The 15,905-nt window shown below is 58.8% G+C and carries 15 protein-coding genes and 1 tRNA gene; 10 read left to right on the top strand and 6 right to left on the bottom strand.

Annotated features, from left to right (window positions below; translation table 11 throughout):
- Positions 1-6 precede the first annotated feature (6 nt).
- The 3 genes from CLM58_RS15565 to CLM58_RS15575 all read left to right on the top strand — a co-directional run bounded on the left by CLM58_RS15565 (position 7) and on the right by CLM58_RS15575 (position 2,456).
- Positions 7-567, top strand: a complete 561-nt coding sequence (locus CLM58_RS15565; RefSeq protein ID WP_095596780.1) for a cysteine hydrolase family protein — start codon at positions 7-9, stop codon at positions 565-567.
- On the top strand, positions 564-2,303 hold the full coding sequence (recJ, locus tag CLM58_RS15570; protein ID WP_095596781.1) for a single-stranded-DNA-specific exonuclease RecJ: 1,740 nt from the start codon (positions 564-566) through the stop codon (positions 2,301-2,303). The genes CLM58_RS15565 and recJ overlap by 4 nt, the downstream gene beginning before the upstream one ends.
- A gap of 78 nt (positions 2,304-2,381) precedes the next feature.
- Positions 2,382-2,456, top strand: a tRNA-Glu gene (locus CLM58_RS15575).
- Between the two features lie 131 nt (positions 2,457-2,587).
- Here CLM58_RS15575 and CLM58_RS15580 read toward each other — a convergent pair.
- Entirely contained in the window at positions 2,588-3,523 is a 936-nt protein-coding gene (locus CLM58_RS15580; protein ID WP_158221931.1) for a LysR family transcriptional regulator, read from the bottom strand.
- A 101-nt stretch (positions 3,524-3,624) separates the two neighbouring features.
- On the opposite strand from CLM58_RS15580, the gene CLM58_RS15585 reads away from it, so the two are divergent.
- The 5 genes from CLM58_RS15585 to CLM58_RS15605 all read left to right on the top strand — a co-directional run bounded on the left by CLM58_RS15585 (position 3,625) and on the right by CLM58_RS15605 (position 8,319).
- On the top strand, positions 3,625-4,785 hold the full coding sequence (locus CLM58_RS15585; RefSeq protein WP_095596783.1) for an acyl-CoA dehydrogenase family protein: 1,161 nt from the start codon (positions 3,625-3,627) through the stop codon (positions 4,783-4,785).
- A complete protein-coding gene (locus CLM58_RS15590; RefSeq protein ID WP_095596784.1) occupies positions 4,785-5,879 on the top strand; it encodes a CaiB/BaiF CoA transferase family protein in 1,095 nt (364 codons plus the stop codon). Before CLM58_RS15585 ends, CLM58_RS15590 begins: the two co-directional genes overlap by 1 nt.
- A gap of 3 nt (positions 5,880-5,882) precedes the next feature.
- On the top strand, positions 5,883-6,719 hold the full coding sequence (locus CLM58_RS15595; protein ID WP_095596785.1) for an FAS1-like dehydratase domain-containing protein: 837 nt from the start codon (positions 5,883-5,885) through the stop codon (positions 6,717-6,719).
- 193 nt (positions 6,720-6,912) lie between these two features.
- Positions 6,913-7,347: a hypothetical protein gene (locus CLM58_RS15600; RefSeq protein ID WP_095596786.1), complete on the top strand. Its 435-nt coding sequence runs from the start codon at positions 6,913-6,915 to the stop codon at positions 7,345-7,347.
- 3 nt (positions 7,348-7,350) lie between these two features.
- On the top strand, positions 7,351-8,319 hold the full coding sequence (locus CLM58_RS15605) for an NAD(P)-dependent alcohol dehydrogenase (RefSeq protein WP_229666082.1): 969 nt from the start codon (positions 7,351-7,353) through the stop codon (positions 8,317-8,319).
- Positions 8,320-8,412: 93 nt separating this feature from the next.
- Here the strand turns inward: CLM58_RS15605 and CLM58_RS15610 are convergent, their stop codons facing one another.
- Positions 8,413-9,366 carry an NAD(P)-dependent alcohol dehydrogenase gene (locus tag CLM58_RS15610; protein WP_095596787.1) on the bottom strand — a complete coding sequence of 318 codons (954 nt, stop codon included), beginning with the start codon at positions 9,364-9,366 and terminating at the stop codon, positions 8,413-8,415.
- Between the two features lie 233 nt (positions 9,367-9,599).
- Here CLM58_RS15610 and CLM58_RS15615 point away from each other — a divergent pair, with 233 nt between their 5' ends.
- Together CLM58_RS15615 and CLM58_RS15620 are read left to right on the top strand one after the other, a co-directional pair.
- The gene (locus CLM58_RS15615) at positions 9,600-9,881 is read left to right on the top strand and encodes a 2TM domain-containing protein (protein WP_095596788.1); all 282 of its coding nucleotides are present in this window, start codon (positions 9,600-9,602) and stop codon (positions 9,879-9,881) included.
- A 17-nt stretch (positions 9,882-9,898) separates the two neighbouring features.
- Positions 9,899-11,143, top strand: coding sequence for a saccharopine dehydrogenase family protein (locus tag CLM58_RS15620; protein WP_143226593.1), 1,245 nt, complete (start codon positions 9,899-9,901; stop codon positions 11,141-11,143).
- Positions 11,144-11,172: 29 nt separating this feature from the next.
- On the opposite strand, the gene CLM58_RS15625 is transcribed toward CLM58_RS15620, so the two are convergent.
- The 4 genes from CLM58_RS15625 to CLM58_RS15640 all read right to left on the bottom strand — a co-directional run bounded on the left by CLM58_RS15625 (position 11,173) and on the right by CLM58_RS15640 (position 15,903).
- The gene (locus tag CLM58_RS15625) at positions 11,173-12,726 is read right to left on the bottom strand and encodes a phytoene desaturase family protein (protein WP_095596790.1); all 1,554 of its coding nucleotides are present in this window, start codon (positions 12,724-12,726) and stop codon (positions 11,173-11,175) included.
- A gap of 303 nt (positions 12,727-13,029) precedes the next feature.
- Positions 13,030-14,565: an acyl-CoA dehydrogenase family protein gene (locus CLM58_RS15630; RefSeq protein WP_095596791.1), complete on the bottom strand. Its 1,536-nt coding sequence runs from the start codon at positions 14,563-14,565 to the stop codon at positions 13,030-13,032.
- Between the two features lie 2 nt (positions 14,566-14,567).
- Positions 14,568-15,032 (bottom strand): DUF3237 domain-containing protein, encoded by a 465-nt coding sequence (locus CLM58_RS15635; protein ID WP_095596792.1) that lies wholly within the window; start codon positions 15,030-15,032, stop codon positions 14,568-14,570.
- A gap of 1 nt (position 15,033) precedes the next feature.
- Complete coding sequence (locus tag CLM58_RS15640; RefSeq protein ID WP_095596793.1) at positions 15,034-15,903, bottom strand: amidohydrolase family protein; 870 nt, start codon at positions 15,901-15,903, stop codon at positions 15,034-15,036.
- Between the last annotated feature and the right edge of the window lie 2 nt (positions 15,904-15,905).

The following is a 15,905-nucleotide window of genomic DNA, read 5'->3' on the forward strand; positions in this document are numbered from 1 at the left end:
CCCGGCATGGCAGGTGCCCTGTTGTTGATCGACTTTCAGACCGGTTTCGAAGATCCGGTCTGGGGCGTGCGTAACAACCCAACCGCCGAGGAAAACGCGGCGCGCCTGCTTGCGAATTGGCGCGAGGCGAACCTGCCTGTTGTCCATGTGCGTCACCTTAGTACGACGCCGGGCAGCCCCCTGAACCCAGTTTCCGGCAGCATAGATTTCCTGCCCGCTTTGGCTCCTGACGCGCCTGAAGCGGTGTTCGAAAAATCTGTGAACTCCGCCTTCATCGGCACAGAGCTAGAGCAGCACCTTCGCGACAAAGGGATAACGCAGTTGACCATCTGCGGCCTGACAACGCCACATTGTGTGTCGACCTCTTGTCGGATGGCCGCGAACCTTGGGTTCAAGGTCACCTTGGCCCATGACGCCTGTGCGGCGTTTACGGGAAACGCGGATACGTCCTGGGACAATGGTGCCCCCATGACGGCAGAGGACATTCATCGCAGTGCGGTGTCTCACCTGCACGGCGAATTCGTTCAGGCCCGCGCTGTGCACCAAATTCTGGCGGACCTGCAATGAGCTTTCTAGGCGTCGAATCCTCTGCCACTGGCCGCCGATGGGTCGGCCCCGATGTAGAAACCAACCGTCAGGCCGAAGCGTTGGCCCAAAGCGCTGACATTCCGCCCGCAGTCGCCCAGATTCTGGCGCGACGCGGGGTGACTGCACCCGATGTTCCGGGCTTCCTTGCCCCTGCCCTGCGCGACCTTCTGCCCGATCCGCTGACCCTGCGCGATATGGGCAAGGCGGCCGAACGTTTTGTCGAAGCGCTGCAGGCGCGGGAGAAGATCGCTGTCTTCGCCGATTATGACGTGGACGGAGGCTCTTCTGCCGCGCAGTTGCTGGTCTGGCTTCGTCAGATGGGCCATAACGCGACACTCTATATCCCTGACCGGATCGACGAGGGCTATGGTCCCAATGTGCCTGCCATGCAGGCCCTTGCCGCCGACCACGACCTGATCATCTGCGTCGATTGCGGAACGTTATCGCACGAACCGATTGCTGCGGCGGCCGACGCAGATGTGATCGTTCTGGACCACCACTTGGGTGGCGAAACCCTGCCCCCGGCGCTGGCGGTCGTGAACCCGAACCGGCAGGACGAGACCGGAGACCTTGCTCATCTTTGCGCGGCAGCGGTCGTCTTTCTGATGTTGGTCGAGGTGAACCGTCAGTTGCGCGCCAAAGGAATTAAAGGTCCCGACCTGATGGCGCTTTTGGATCTGGTCGCATTGGCCACTGTTGCCGATGTCGCGCCGCTGATTGGCGTGAATCGGGCACTTGTCCGCCAAGGGCTGAAGGTCATGGCCGGACGGCAACGCGCAGGGCTTGTCGCGCTTGCGGATGTCGCGCGGCTCGACACGGCCCCGACCCCCTACACGCTTGGGTTCGTTTTTGGCCCGCGGGTCAACGCCGGCGGTCGCATTGGCGCGGCGGATCTTGGTGCCCGGTTGCTGTCTACCGATGACCCGTCCGAGGCCGCGGCCTTGGCAGAACGGCTGGACGGTTTGAACAAGGAACGCCGCGAAATTGAAAATGCTGTCCGCGCAGCCGCAATGGATCAGGCCGAAGCCCGCGGGCTGGACGCACCACTGGTCTGGGCCGCTGGTGAAGGGTGGCACCCCGGTGTCGTTGGCATCGTCGCCGCGCGTCTGAAAGAGGCCACCAACCGCCCCGCCGTGGTTATCGGGCTGGACGGGGACGAGGGCAAAGGCTCTGGCCGCTCGATAGCGGGGGTGGACCTAGGCGCCTCGATTCAGAAGGTTGCCGCAGAAGAGCTACTAATCAAAGGCGGCGGCCACAAGATGGCCGCAGGTTTGACCGTGGCCCGCGGCAAACTGGACGCCGCCATGGACCGTTTGTCAGAGCTTCTTGCCAAACAAGGCGCGGGCGAAGCTGGCCCTGCCGACCTGCGGCTTGACGGGTTGCTTATGCCCGGAGCCGCCACGATCGAGTTAATCCAGCAGCTGGAATCCGCCGGACCTTTTGGTGCAGGCGCCCCTGCCCCGCGATTTGCCTTTCCAGACTGCGCGATCTCTTTTGCGAAGCGCGTCGGAGAAACCCACCTAAAGCTGACAATCAGCGACGGGCTTCAGGCCCGTATGGATGCAATTTGCTTCGGCGCCTTCGATACAGCGCTTGGCCAAATGCTGCTGCAACATGGGGGCGCGCGCTTTCATGTTGCGGGTAAACTAGAGGTAAATTCATGGGGTGGTCGCCAGCGTGTGCAGCTGCGTTTGGACGACGCTGCGCCTGCATGAATTTTTTCGTGAAAAAATCTCAAAAAGCTCTTGCGCCCCCCCGCGGCTTTACATAAATACCCCCTCACAGCACAGGCTGCTCCGTTCGTCTATCGGTTAGGACGCCAGGTTTTCAACCTGGAAAGAGGGGTTCGATTCCCCTACGGAGTACCACCTTCCCCCACTTAAAATATGGCTTAAGAACCCTTCAGTAGGCCAAGTGCGCTTGATGCTCGCCTAGTCGACTGCGTAAATTCAATCCGAGGGTTCAAGCCAAATTGCGACATTCCGAATAGGCCGGATTCTCAGCTTACCGAAGCCACTCGCGCGCCCGCCCATTTACCGTTGGCCATCAGATCGGCGACGACATCCTGCAAAACCTCTGTCACCGCTGATTGCGCGCGGGTGACCGGGCGATTGGTGGGTTGGATCAGATGCGCCCTACGCCAAAGGCCCGGATCGGCGATCTGGCTGGTGCGAATAGTCCCGGAAAGGGTTTCAGCCTGAACCGCATAGGTCGGTAGGATCGACGGACCGAACCCCTCGGCCACAAGGCTTTTGATATTGGCATAAGAGTCGATCTCGATCGCAACTTCGGGCGCGAACCCAAGTCTGCGCATTTGATCCTCGATCAACTCGCGCAAGCCATGCCCCCGGCTTGGCAGAACCATCGCCACACCCTTTAACGCTTTCAGGGCAACCTTGGCAGGGTTGTCGGCCTCTTGCCCCCACAGGACCACCAACTCCTCTTCCAGCAAGACATCCGACCGGAACCCTTTCTCATCCAGTGCGTGGTACAGGATCGACAGGTCGATCCGATCCTCGACCATCCAACCTGCGATGAACCCGCTCATCGCCTCGGCGATATTGATGGTAATGTTCGGGTACCTTTCCCGAACCGCATGGATCAGCGGCAAAGAAACCAGAGAGCTGACCGTTCCCGGCAAACCGACCCGCACCACCCCTGAGGGATCCGATTCCAACGTGCGAATGTCATCCTCTGTTCTGGCCATCTCGTCCAGAATTCGCCTGGCGCGTTCGACCAACAACCGCCCCGCTTCGGTCGGAACCACGCCGGTCCGGTTGCGCAGCATCAATTGCGTTCCAAGGTTTTCTTCCAGCGTGCGCAGGTGCATCGACAACGCCGGTTGTGCCACGTTAAGCACCTGCGATGCCCGCGTGATCGAACCTTGTTCGGCGATCTCCAAGAAATAGCGCAGCTGTCTGGTATCGAGTGTCATGGCATATAATCCCTGTATGGGAACTATCAGAAACATATATTTGTCAAATGGCAAGCCACACCACTAGGATTGGTGGAATTCGCAAACCGAAAGCCTGCCCTATGAACTTTCTGACCGATGACTATCGGGATATCCGCGACGGCGTGAAAGCGCTGTGCGCACAGTTTCCTGCCGAATATCACCGCAAGGTGGATGAAGAAAAAGCCTACCCCGATGCTTTCGTCGATGCGCTGACCCAAGAGGGCTGGATGGCCGCGCTGATCCCCGAAGAATACGGCGGATCTGGTCTTGGTCTGATCGAAGCCAGTGTCATCATGGAAGAGATCAACCGGGCGGGCGGTAACTCTGGCGCGTGCCACGGGCAGATGTACAACATGAACACGCTGGTGCGGCATGGCTCGGAAGAGCAGCGGCAGAAATTCCTGCCCAAAATCGCGGCCGGCGAACTGCGCATTCAGTCGATGGGCGTGACAGAGCCCACCACTGGCACCGATACAACCAAGATCAAGACCACCGCTGTCAAGAAAGACGGGCGCTATGTAATCAACGGTCAAAAGGTCTGGATCAGCCGGGTCCAACACTCGGATTACATGATCCTTTTGGCGCGGACCACGCCGCTGGCAGAGGTAAAGAAGAAATCCGAAGGGCTGTCGATCTTCCTTGTCGATATCAAAGAGGCCATGAAATCGGGCATGACGGTGCAACCGATCCCGAACATGGTCAACCACGAAACCAACGAGCTGTTCTTCGACAACCTTGAAATCCCGGAAGAGAACCTGATCGGGGAAGAGGGCAAGGGCTTCACATACATCCTGACCGGCCTGAATGCCGAACGCGCGCTGATCGCTGCGGAATGTATCGGCGACGGTTATTGGTTCACCGACAAGGTCACCGCCTATGTCAGCGAACGTCAGGTCTTTGGCCGCCCCATCGGCATGAACCAAGGCGTGCAATTCCCAATCGCCGAGGCCTTTATCGAGGTCGAGGCCGCCAACCTGATGCGCTATAAGGCCTGCGCCCTATACGACGCGGGCCAGCCCTGCGGGGCCGAGGCGAATATGGCAAAATATCTTGCTGCGAAAGCAAGCTGGGAAGCCGCCAACGCCTGTATTCAGTTCCACGGCGGGTTTGGGTTTGCCAATGAATACGACGTGGAACGCAAGTTCCGAGAAACGCGCCTGTATCAGGTCGCGCCGATTTCGACCAACCTGATCCTGTCCTTTGTCGCCGAGCATGTGCTTGGCATGCCGAGGTCGTTCTGATGCGCCCGCTCGAAGGACTGGAAGTCGTCGCCATTGAACAAGCCGTGGCAGGGCCAATTGCCTCGTGCCGGTTGGCGGATGCCGGGGCGCATGTCACCAAGGTCGAACGACCCGAAGGCGACTTTGCCAGAGGCTATGACGACGTGGCCAAGGGGCAGGCCAGCTATTTCGTCTGGCTGAACCGGGGTAAAGAAACCGTGACGCTGGACCTGACATCAGACGCAGGCAAGGCGGCGCTGGCTGATCTGATCGCCAAGGCGGACGTACTGATCCAGAACCTGAAACCCGGCTCGCTGGCGCGGCTAGGGTTTGATCTTGACCGATTGCACGCCGAGAACCCGCGCCTGATTTCCTGCTCTATTTCGGGTTATGGCGAGGGCGGGCCTTTGGCGAACCGCAAGGCTTATGACCTATTGATACAGGCCGAAAGCGGGCTGTGTTCAGTCACGGGCGGCCCCACCGAACCTGCGCGCGTGGGCACTTCGGTCGTGGATATCGCCACCGGCTCGACCGCTTACGAGGCGATCTTGGAGGCAATCATCGGACGCGGTGTGTCGGGCAAGGGCGCGCGAATTTCTGTTTCGATGTTCGACGTAATGGCCGAGTGGCTGACCGTACCGCTTTTGAACCACGAAGGCGGCAAAAGCCCCAAACGTGTGGGTCTCGCCCACCCGTCCATCGCCCCATACGGTGTGTTCCAGCCGAAATCTGGCGCGCCGATCCTGATCTCGATCCAATCGGACCGCGAATGGCGCATGCTGGCCAAGCACTTTCTCGAAGATGAAAGCCTTGCTACCGAGCCACGATTTGCCACCAACGTGGCGCGGGTACAGAACCGGGCTGAGACCGACGCCCTTGTCGGCGCCGCCTTTGCCAAACATGCCTCGGAAGAGGCTGTCGCGCGTCTTGATGCCGCCAATATCGCGTTGGCCCAGGTCAACGATATGGCGGGCCTGTCTGCCCACCCGCACCTGCGCCGCATCACCGTTGACAGCCCCAATGGCTCGGTCAGCTTCCCTGCCCCCGGCGCGCAATTCGAGGGCCAGCCGCGTAGCTATGGCCCTGTCCCAGCCCTTAAACCACTGGAACCCTAATCCATGGATATTGATATCGAGCACCTGCGCTCTTGGATCGGCAACACCGAGTCCGACAGCGAAATCCTAAGCCAAACCACCGTGCGCCAGTTCGCGGCAACCTTTGACCGCGACTGGCCCAGCGCTCCGGGGGACGAGGCCCCACTTCTGATCCATTTGTGCCTTGCCCAACCCATCGCCCCCATGTCGGCGCTTGGCCGCGATGGTCACCCCGCGCTTGGAGGATTTCTTCCACCTGTGCCCCTACCCAGACGGATGTGGGCGGGGGGAGCGTTTGAGTTTCACGGCCCGATCCGGGTTGGTGAGACCGTGACGCGCAACTCTACCATCAAGGACGTGACGCTGAAGCAGGGGCGCACCGGCGCATTGTGTTTCGTCACCGTAGAGCACCAAGTGGCCAGCAACGGACGCGCCGTTCTGACGGAACGACAGGACATCGTCTATCGTGACATGACCCCGGCACCCAAACCCAAGGCGGAACCAGTGGCCGCCGCCGAAGGGGGCCATCGCAAGGTAATCGACCCGACGCCAACGCTTCTGTTCCGCTACTCTGCGCTGACCTTCAACGGGCACCGTATCCACTATGACAAGGCCTTCTGCACCGGAACCGAAGGCTATCCCGGCCTCGTGGTGCATGGTCCGATGCAGGCGACAATGCTTTGCCAACTGGCGGCTGATATCGGGGGCAAATCCCCAGCCAAATTTAGCTTCCGCAGCCTGTCTCCGCTTTTCGATAATACCGAAATGACACTGAATGCCCGCGAGGACGGCGACGCGCTGATCCTTTGGACTGCGCGTCCCGGTGGCCCCATCGCGATGGAAGCCCGCGCAGAGTGGTAGCGTCCACCGAGCCAAACACGTTTGAACAATCATCGACGAGGGCCAGAAAAGGTCCTCGTCGCTAATTAGACCTGCATAGGCAGGGAGCCACTAGATTGGTTTCGGTCAGGCCATCGACTTCACCCCACTGAAACACCTCGAATTGCAGCTTTCTGTCGTGTTAACCTGTTCGCACTCGCTACGGAGGTCGAACATGTCAAACTTCGCTTTCTGGCTCATCCAAGTTCCGGGCTGGTTGCTTTTTGCCTATCTGGCGGCGGCACAATGTACGGCGGCAGTGAACTACTCATTGGGCGTGCGGATGGGAACGCAAGAGCCAGCCGATCAGATCACCGAAGTCGGCGTTGCGTTCTTCAAAGGCTATGCTGGCGCTGATCTCGTTTTCTATACACCGTTGCTTGGCATCGGACTTGCCGGGCACTTGTTTGCATCATCTTGGGCTGGGGTCGCTCTGGGCGCCGCGCTTGGGGTGACCGTCTACTGGCCGATAGCCTGTTTATGGACGGTCAAGGTCGCGCGGGGTGCCGAAGGCTGGGATCTGCCCAAGGAAGGGCAATATTGGATCGTGCTGCCGCTAATTGCAGGCTGGGGTGCTCTTGGCCTTATCCTTCTTTTGATTGGACAGTGAAAGATGACCAGCGAAACGATGAAGGCTGTCATCTGCGAGCGCTACGGCTCTCCGGACGTTCTTGAAATTCGGACCGTCCCGCGCCCCGTTCCGGCGAAAGGAGAAGTTCGCGTGAAGGTTTGCGCCTCTACGGTGAACCGCACCGACACTGCGACACTTCGGGCCCATCCGTTTTTCGCGCGCGCGATGACCGGCTTGATACGACCGAAGATGCAGATTTTGGGAATGGATTTCGCCGGTGAGATTGACATGCTGGGTGACGGTGTGACCACCTTCGCCATAGGGGATCGGGTGTTCGGAATGTCGCCCGACATGTTCGGGGCCCATGCCGAATACCTGTGTTTGCCAGCAAATGGCGCAATCGCGAAGATTCCAGAAAACTTACCATTCCATCAGGCCGTGGTCGGGGAAGGCGCGTGGTACGCCAACGGAACCACGCAGGTCCTTTCCGAGGGCCAGCGTTGCCTGATTTACGGCGCATCCGGGGCAATTGGTACGGCGGCAGTACAACTTGCCAAGGCGCAAGGCGCCTACGTGGTCACCGTTGTCGGCACTCGGCACATGGATTTGGCGGCAGCGCTCGGTGCCGATCGTGTGGTGAACTATGAAACTCAGGATTTCACTGCATTGGGAGAAACCTTTGACCTTGTTTTCGATGCGGTTGGTAAAACGTCGTTCTTCGAATGCCGCCCCTTGTTGGCTAAGGATGGAATATTCTCAGCCACGGACTTGGGCCCCGGCTGGTCCAACATAATTCTTGGTTCATTCTATGGAGCAACCGGAAGCAAGCGTGTCCGCGTGCCTTTCCCTGAAGGCGCACCCGGGTTCATTCAAAAGCTTGCCAATCTGATGTCCCAAGGCAAGTTCCAAGGCGTCTTCGATCGGCGGTATCCGATGGACAAGATCACCGACGCCTTCCGCTATGTCGAAAAGGGACAGAAGACCGGCATCGTCGTGGTGGACGTTTGTTGAGAGACACCCAGGGGCACCATAATATCTAACGGTCGCCTTCGGAACCGTTGGATAGGGGTCGCGATTGCCCCCGCAGTTCAGACCTGTCGCGCCTTACGGCTTGATTACAATTTTACCCTTAACTTCGCCCAACCCAGTCCGACGCAGCGCATCCGGGACCGAAGACAGCGGCAGGACTGCCTCGAGATGCGGCGCTATCTTACCGTCAACCGCCGCTTGCGCAACGCGCTGTGTCAGGTCCCGACCGCTTGGTACCAAGAGCATGCCGATTGATTTCTTGGCGGGACGAAAAAGCCTCCCTCCGAGCACCAATGACAGCAGCACACTGACCGGTCCACCCAACGCCCGGTAGACACCTCCCGGCGCTAGGCAACCTGCTATCCGAAACGGGCCGCGTGTCGCGACCATGTCCAGAATTCGGGTCCACTTACGGCCCGATCTTGCGAAATCCTGCACCCGGTAGTCGATGATCTCGTCTGCACCCAGCTCTTTCAACCAAGCAATCTTGCCCGCGTTGTCTACCACAGTGACATGGGCGCCTGCGGCCTTGGCCAGTTGCAGCGCCATCGTGCCTGATCCCCCGCCCGCACCGTTGATCAAAAGCGTGTCGTCGGGCGACAGCCCTTCGGTGCCGGTCAAAGCAATTCCACCGGCCTGAGGCAAACACGCAGCGATATCATCTGACAGGCCTTCGGGTACTTTGATCATCTCGGCCTCGGCAACACAGGCGAATTCGGCAAATCCGCCCCGCACCATCACAAGATCACCCATGACCCTGTCGCCGATCTGAAAGTCAGACGCCCCCGCGCCAAGCTTGTCGACGATCCCGACGATGTCAGATCCGAGAATGGGGTTCTTGGGGCGGAAAAATCCGCCGACAAGCCGCGCATATAGAGGGGCGCCAACAAGGTATTCCCAGTCAGACAGGTTGACCCCACAGGCCAGGACCTTCACGCGGATCTGGGATGCATCTGGTTCAGGTATCGGTACGTCTGCAAGACGCAGGTTTTCCGGTCCTCCGTAACTGTCTTGAACAATTGCCTTCATTGAAACGCCTCACTTCGTACGGGCGACTGTGGCGGGACCTAGTCTGCAGAGTCCTATTCGGTTCAGGTTACTATACTTCGTTTGAAGCTACGCGACTTACTGAACTTTCCCGCCCAAAACTCCTAGAAAGCTACAATATCTGTCTTCAGCATAAATTGATCTCGGTCAGCGCGAGGCTTGATAATCTTTGCTACGAACCTGTCATTGAAGTCATCCATTTAAAGGATTGAACTATGGCACAGGAAGAAATTTACGAGAAAGCCAGACAGCGAGCCGAAGCAAAATACGGCTTCTTCGTTCATGCAGTGGTCTATGTCGCCGTGATGTTGCTGCTACTGATCATCAACTTGCTCACATCGTCTGGATACCTCTGGTTCATTTGGCCTTTGCTGGGTTGGGGCCTTGCACTCACAATACACGGGGCACGCGTGTTCCTGTTGGGTGACAGAAACGCAATCGTCGACGCATTGACGGAACGAGAGTTGCGGCACACCAAAACTGACCAGCAGCAATAGTGAAAGAGGCCGCTGGAATGCCAAATCGTGATTTCGACATCGTGCTCTGGGGCGCGACCGGGGCAACCGGCCGCCGCGCGGCGCACCATCTTGCAAGGCGGTGCGGGGAAAGCGGGCTTCGTCTAGCCATTGGCGGTCGAAACCGTCAGAAATTGGAAGACGTTCGAACGAACCTTCCCGGTGCGGATGGCAAGATCGGTATCCTTGTCGGTGACAGCCTTGATCCCGCGTCCATGCAGGACGTCGCCGCTAAGGCTCGTGTTGTGGTATCCACGGTCGGCCCGTTTGCCCTTTATGGAAGTAATCTTGTCGAAGCCTGTGCGCAGAATGGCACCCATTACTGCGACTTGACGGCAGAGCCGCAATGGATGCGGGCGATGATAGATGCCCACGACAAGCGTGCCCGGGAGACCGGGGCTCGGATCGTCCACTCTTGCGGACATGACTCAATCCCTTCGGATTTGGGCGTTCAGTTCCTTCAAGAGGCTGCGGCTGAGCGTTACGGAGTGCCCTGCAACCGCATAGCCACCCGCGTGACGCGGATGAAAGGTGGCTTTAGCGGAGGCACCGCCGCAAGCTTTCTGAACGCGATGCGGCTTCGCGACACGGATCCTGATTTCTCTGCACTCTCGCTTGATCCCTATGCGCTTTGCCCCGAAGACGAGCGAGATGGTCCAGATGGCCCAGACCGGATGATGCCGATCCAGATCACATGGGATGCAGACCTTAAGGCCTGGACCAAACCCTATTTCATGGGGCCGATGAACTCCAAAGTCGTTCGGCGGACCAATGCGATCATGGCGTACCCTTATGGCCGGGACTTCCGATACGAGGAAACAGGCCTGACCCGTGGCGGTATCGGTGGCTGGTTTTCGGCGATGGGTAGCACCCTGTTTGGTCGGTTGTTCCTGATCGCAATGGCCAACCCTGCGACCCGCGGTTTTCTTAAGCGCAAAGTCCTGCCAAAATCCGGCGAAGGACCCAGCAAAGAAGTTCGCGAATCCGGATCATATGAAATCGTTCTTGTTGGAGAAGTGCCCGATGGGAACATCTTGAAGGCGCGCATTACCGGGAAAGGCGACCCCGGAGTACGCTCGACCACGATGATGCTGACCGAAGCGGCCCTGTGCCTTGCCGAAGACGCCGATAAGATCGCGGTAGCAGGTGGTTTCTGGACCCCGGCTTCTGCGATGGGAGCCCTACTGCGTGACCGGATCACCACCCATGCTGGGATGAGTTTTGAGCTGATCGACAGCCAGTAAGGACGACATCTAGGCGCGAAACTTGAAGCTTATCCTTGGAATTGGCGGAACACTTTAGGGTCGATGCTGGCAGCGGCTAACATACCACCCCAAAGCGCCCCCGGGACACCGGGGCTCGCAACATCCTGACCGGCTAGATAAAGCCCCGGAACCGGCGTCTTGGCCCTTAGCGCATCGCACATCATACGCTCTGGTGTGACATCCAACCCGTAAAAGGCCCCTTCGCGATGCCCTGTGAAACTGACGGTCGATAACGGTGTCGCCAAGTCCTTGTACACCACAAGCTTTGCAAGGTCAGGGAAGTGTCGTTCGAACTCGGCCATCAAGGTTTTCTCTGCCCGGCGCTTGAAGTCAGCATAGTCATCACCTCGTGTCCCCGCAGGCTGATCTGCCCAACCGGCAACCGTCGACCAGTCCGCCCAGACAAGCAATTGCGCCGTGTGTTTCTGGCGTGGGCCGGGGTCATACGATGGGTCCTTCAGCGACCCGAACGACACCGTCATGTGTGGGGGCCTGCCATCGGGCACATCTGTCCAGATGACGTCGACGTCTCCGGTCGGATAAATCCAGTGGTTCGCTTTGGTCGCTCCGGCAGCCTCGACATCGCCTTCAAGACCAAGGAACATCGTAAAGTGGGCAATGCTTGACGGTAAGGCACGGATTTCTGAGGCCCAGTCTTCGTGGCCGATGTCGTCGTTCAGCAAATTGTCGAGCGTCTCCCGCGCACCGATGTCAGAAACAACGACCTTTGAACGGATCTCCTCGCCATCGCTGGTTCGAACACCTACGACCCGCCCCTCTTCAAGAAGCAAGCCGCTCACACGGACACCGCCTCGTGTTTCTCCGCCGTTTTTGGTGACCGTGGGTAGGATGTGTTTGGCGAAGGCCCCACTTCCCCCCACAGGGTACCAAGACCCACTGTAAAGATAGTACCCGGCGATCAGGGCGTGCATCGCGAAGCTGGCCTTGCTTGGGCGCCCGCCGTGGTCGCCCCACTGGGACGCCAAGACCGCTGCAAGCTCTGGGTCGTCGGTGATCTCGTCAATCACCTCGCGTGTCGTCCTTGCCATCCACTTAGAGATCGCCCTGCGGTTCCACCAGTCCATCACATCGCCGGCAATCTCTGGCATCGCACGGGTGGGGAACATCTTCATTGCGGCGTCCCGCCCCTCACGCATTGCGTGGGTCCAAGCTTCAATCGCTTTGGCCTGATCCGGGAAGCGATCCTTCAGGTCCATCTCTTGTGCTTCATAGGGTCGTGAAAGCGACAAAGGTTTCGAGGATCCAATATGCACCGTGTCATAAATGGACCCCAAGGAAACGAACTCCATCGGCGTATCGCACAACCAATCCACCAATGCGCGCTCGCGGTCGCCCGGCGCCATGTGCCCCAAGTAGTGAAGGCCGACATCCCAGGTAAATCCATCCCGAAAGAAACTGTGTGTAAGCCCGCCTAAGGTTTGGTGCTGTTCAAGAAGTAAAACCTTGTGCCCGACCTGGCTAAGCGCCGCAGCGGCTGCCATGCCACCAATACCTGATCCAACGACAATGGCATCCCAGTGATTGGTTTCTGTATTGGTCATTCTACAAAGCCCCCTAGACCTGATGGTTTGCCCGTCCACAATTCAGCGCTTGGACAGATGTAATCAATTCATCCAATTCGAAATCCGACTGTGCCGTCGCAATCAAAACGTAGCCGGAGAGAAACCTCTTCTCGGCTTTTTCGGTAGCACGCTAGGACATGAGTGTAATTGATGTGCCTCAACGCATTCCTGAATTCTGCAGGAAGGCCGCCGCCATTGAAGAGTCGCGGCAAGCAATCGGCACCGATAAGATTGCCGTGGGCGAGGTGGCGCCCACTGGGCTGTTTTACAGGCTTTGGTCAGTTAACGATCGCAAAGCCGCTTCATACGCGCAGGGTTAGGATGTTCGTCAGCGACCCAAGCGATACGCGCCCATACACAGGCCAACAGCGTGTCGATGGTTTGCTGCATGAACCCATGCGCAAGGATCGAAGCGTCTGGCGCCTCTTGCAATTGCTGGCGCGAGGCCTTCCACTCCGTCAAAGCGTTCTCGATCCGCGTACCTGGGTGGCTGGCAAGTTCTGCTTCCACAAACGCGGCAAACGCATCCCCCGGATGACCCGGCGCCAAACGTGTTGCCAGTACTCTTTCATGAATACCATTCGCGCCTTCGTAGATCGCCGTAATACGGCAGTCGCGATAGGTCTGCTCCAGCCGGTATTCCTTTAGGTACCCGTAGCCGCCAAGAACCTGCATCCCCAGCTCTGCACCGCGCATTCCGGCTTCGGTGCAAAAAACCTTGGCCACCGGCGTCAGGAAGTCCACCAGTTCGCTGTTTCCCCCCTGCTCCATCAGAACGAACGCAAGGTGAGAGATCGCGCGACCTCCGACCGCCAGCCGATCAATCTCGGTCAGCATACGGCGCACGTCGGCGTGTCCGTCCAAGGTGATTGGTGCGCCGTCCGGTCCGCGTCCCTGCGTGCGCTCGGCGGCATAGGCGCTGGCGATGTCGCAGGCGCGGGCCGCATGGGCCACACCTTGCAACGCTACATCGGCGCGCGCGTGGTTCATCATGGTGAACATGGCGGCGAGGCCTTTGCCTTCCTCGCCGATCAACTCGGCCTCGGCACCGTCAAATGCCATCTGGCAGGTCGGCGAGGCGTGAAGGCCCATTTTCTCTTCGATCCGAGTAATGGTCACCGAATTGCGGCTGCCATCAGTCCGGGTGCAAGGGCACAGAAACAAGGACAAGCCTTTGATCCCGTCGTCCGAGGTGCGGGCCAGAACCAAATGCAGGATCCGCTCGCTCAAATCCTGGTCACCGCCCGAGATGAAAATCTTCTCGCCAGTGATAGACCAGCCCTTTTTCGAGGGTTCCGCCTTACAGCGCACGCGGCTTAGATCAGACCCCGCTCCGGGTTCTGTCAGACACATGGTGGCCAGCGTTTCACCCGAGGTCAAAGGCGGGATGTAACGTGCTTTCTGGTCGTCTGTTCCGAAGCGCAAGATGGTTCGCACCGCCCCCGGCACCAGCCCGGTCACCATCTGCAGGCTATGGTTGGCCCCTGAAAAGACCTCGGACGTGATCGCATGAATCAGCCCACCCATTCCCTGCCCACCGTACTCTTCGGGCACGGTAAGCGACGGCCACCCCTGTTCAGCATAGGCGCGATACACTTCGGCGAACCCATCCGGCATCGACACGCGTCCGTTTTCCAGCCGGCACCCCTGCAAGTCACCCGGCTCGTCCAACGGGGCGATTTCCCCTTCCGCAAAGGCAGCGAAATGGCCGCCGATCTCTGCCGCAAACTCGGCATCCCAAGTGGCAAGCCCATTGGCGCCAGCCACATGGTTCAAGGAAAAGAGGATGTCCTCTATCGGAGCCTGAAACGGTTTCATGATCAGTCCACTTTGTAGAAGGCGACCTCAACGGCCGAGGCGCGGCGAATACCGGCGCTGACAAAAATGGTGTGGTTCACCCAGTCATAGCGCGGGTCGCCGGTTTCCAGGCGCGCAGCCGTTCGCATGTAATATTGCGACGGGTCGACGTCTTCGCCTTTGGCAAGTCGCGCGATGACGTCTGGCGGCCCGTGTCGCGTACCGGCGTTGACGATCTCGATCACTGCGCCGTCCTCGGTTTCAACCGCATAGCGCGTGTCCAGATGCGCAGCACCATCGGCATGAATCGTCTGCCAGTCGGCGCCAAGGTCCAGAACCTCGCCGACAAGATCAGGCCCCAAAGCCCGACCACCGATAATCGGGATAATCCGACGCAGACCCGCCCTGCCCTTTCCCAGTTCGATCGGCGCCGAAAGCTCGATCGACAAGGTGAAGGAATGCGTTAGTGATGGAACTGGAACCTGCATCTTATGCGAACCCCAGCAGACGGGCAGCATTACCCTTGATGATGTCTTCACGCAGCTCGTCCTTGATGTCGATCTTCTCGAAATCCGACAGCCAGCGTTCGGGGGAGATCATCGGCCAGTCCGACCCGAACAGGACCTTCTTTTTCAGGATCGAGTTGCAGTACCGGACAAGGATCGGCGGGAAGTACTTCGGCGACCAACCCGACAGGTCGATATAAACGTTGGGCTTGTGCTGAGCGACTGCCAAGGCCTCTTCCTGCCACGGGAACGACGGGTGGGCGAGGACGATGTTCATCTCGGGGAAGTCCACGGCAACATCATCCATATACATCGGGTTAGAGTACTTCAGGCGCATCCCATTGCCACCCGGCATGCCCGACCCGACGCCTGTCTGACCTGTGTGGAACAAGGCGATACAACCATGTTCGGCAAGCACCTCGTAGAACGGGTAAGCCATCCGGTCATTGGCAAAGAAACCCTGCATTGTCGGGTGAAACTTGAACCCTTTAATACCGTAATCTTCGATCAGTCTGCGCGCTTCGCGGACCGCCATCTTGCCCTTCCATGGGTCGATCGAAGCAAACGGGATCAGGATGTCATCATTGCGTTTGACCTGCTCGATCACTTCGTCGTTCGAGAAACGGCGATAGCCGGTCTCGCGCTCGGCATCGACGGGGAAGATCACAGCGGCAACATTCTGTTCCCGGAAGTGCGCAGCGGTCTGGTCAATCGTCGGCTGGACCACCTTGGCGCCGAAGTATTTCGCCATATGGGCCTGCAGGTCGTCATAGCCATCGTCACTATGACAGCCGCAGGGCTCTTCAGCGTGGGTATGGATGTCGATCGCACGGACCTTTGAGATATCTACCATGT

The organism is Actibacterium pelagium (assembly GCF_002285415.1).
GTDB lineage: Bacteria > Pseudomonadota > Alphaproteobacteria > Rhodobacterales > Rhodobacteraceae > Actibacterium_B > Actibacterium_B pelagium.

Excerpts from the sequence above, each read along its gene's own strand:
- CLM58_RS15565 (WP_095596780.1), top strand. The coding sequence starts at position 7 with ATGGCAGGTGCCCTGTTGTTGATCGACTTTCAGACCGGTTTCGAAGAT.
- recJ (WP_095596781.1), top strand. The coding sequence starts at position 564 with ATGAGCTTTCTAGGCGTCGAATCCTCTGCCACTGGCCGCCGATGGGTC.
- CLM58_RS15580 (WP_158221931.1), bottom strand. The coding sequence starts at position 3,523 with ATGACACTCGATACCAGACAGCTGCGCTATTTCTTGGAGATCGCCGAA.
- CLM58_RS15585 (WP_095596783.1), top strand. The coding sequence starts at position 3,625 with ATGAACTTTCTGACCGATGACTATCGGGATATCCGCGACGGCGTGAAA.
- CLM58_RS15590 (WP_095596784.1), top strand. The coding sequence starts at position 4,785 with ATGCGCCCGCTCGAAGGACTGGAAGTCGTCGCCATTGAACAAGCCGTG.
- CLM58_RS15595 (WP_095596785.1), top strand. The coding sequence starts at position 5,883 with ATGGATATTGATATCGAGCACCTGCGCTCTTGGATCGGCAACACCGAG.
- CLM58_RS15600 (WP_095596786.1), top strand. The coding sequence starts at position 6,913 with ATGTCAAACTTCGCTTTCTGGCTCATCCAAGTTCCGGGCTGGTTGCTT.
- CLM58_RS15605 (WP_229666082.1), top strand. The coding sequence starts at position 7,351 with ATGACCAGCGAAACGATGAAGGCTGTCATCTGCGAGCGCTACGGCTCT.
- CLM58_RS15610 (WP_095596787.1), bottom strand. The coding sequence starts at position 9,366 with ATGAAGGCAATTGTTCAAGACAGTTACGGAGGACCGGAAAACCTGCGT.
- CLM58_RS15615 (WP_095596788.1), top strand. The coding sequence starts at position 9,600 with ATGGCACAGGAAGAAATTTACGAGAAAGCCAGACAGCGAGCCGAAGCA.
- CLM58_RS15620 (WP_143226593.1), top strand. The coding sequence starts at position 9,899 with ATGCCAAATCGTGATTTCGACATCGTGCTCTGGGGCGCGACCGGGGCA.
- CLM58_RS15625 (WP_095596790.1), bottom strand. The coding sequence starts at position 12,726 with ATGACCAATACAGAAACCAATCACTGGGATGCCATTGTCGTTGGATCA.
- CLM58_RS15630 (WP_095596791.1), bottom strand. The coding sequence starts at position 14,565 with ATGAAACCGTTTCAGGCTCCGATAGAGGACATCCTCTTTTCCTTGAAC.
- CLM58_RS15635 (WP_095596792.1), bottom strand. The coding sequence starts at position 15,032 with ATGCAGGTTCCAGTTCCATCACTAACGCATTCCTTCACCTTGTCGATC.
- CLM58_RS15640 (WP_095596793.1), bottom strand. The coding sequence starts at position 15,903 with ATGGTAGATATCTCAAAGGTCCGTGCGATCGACATCCATACCCACGCT.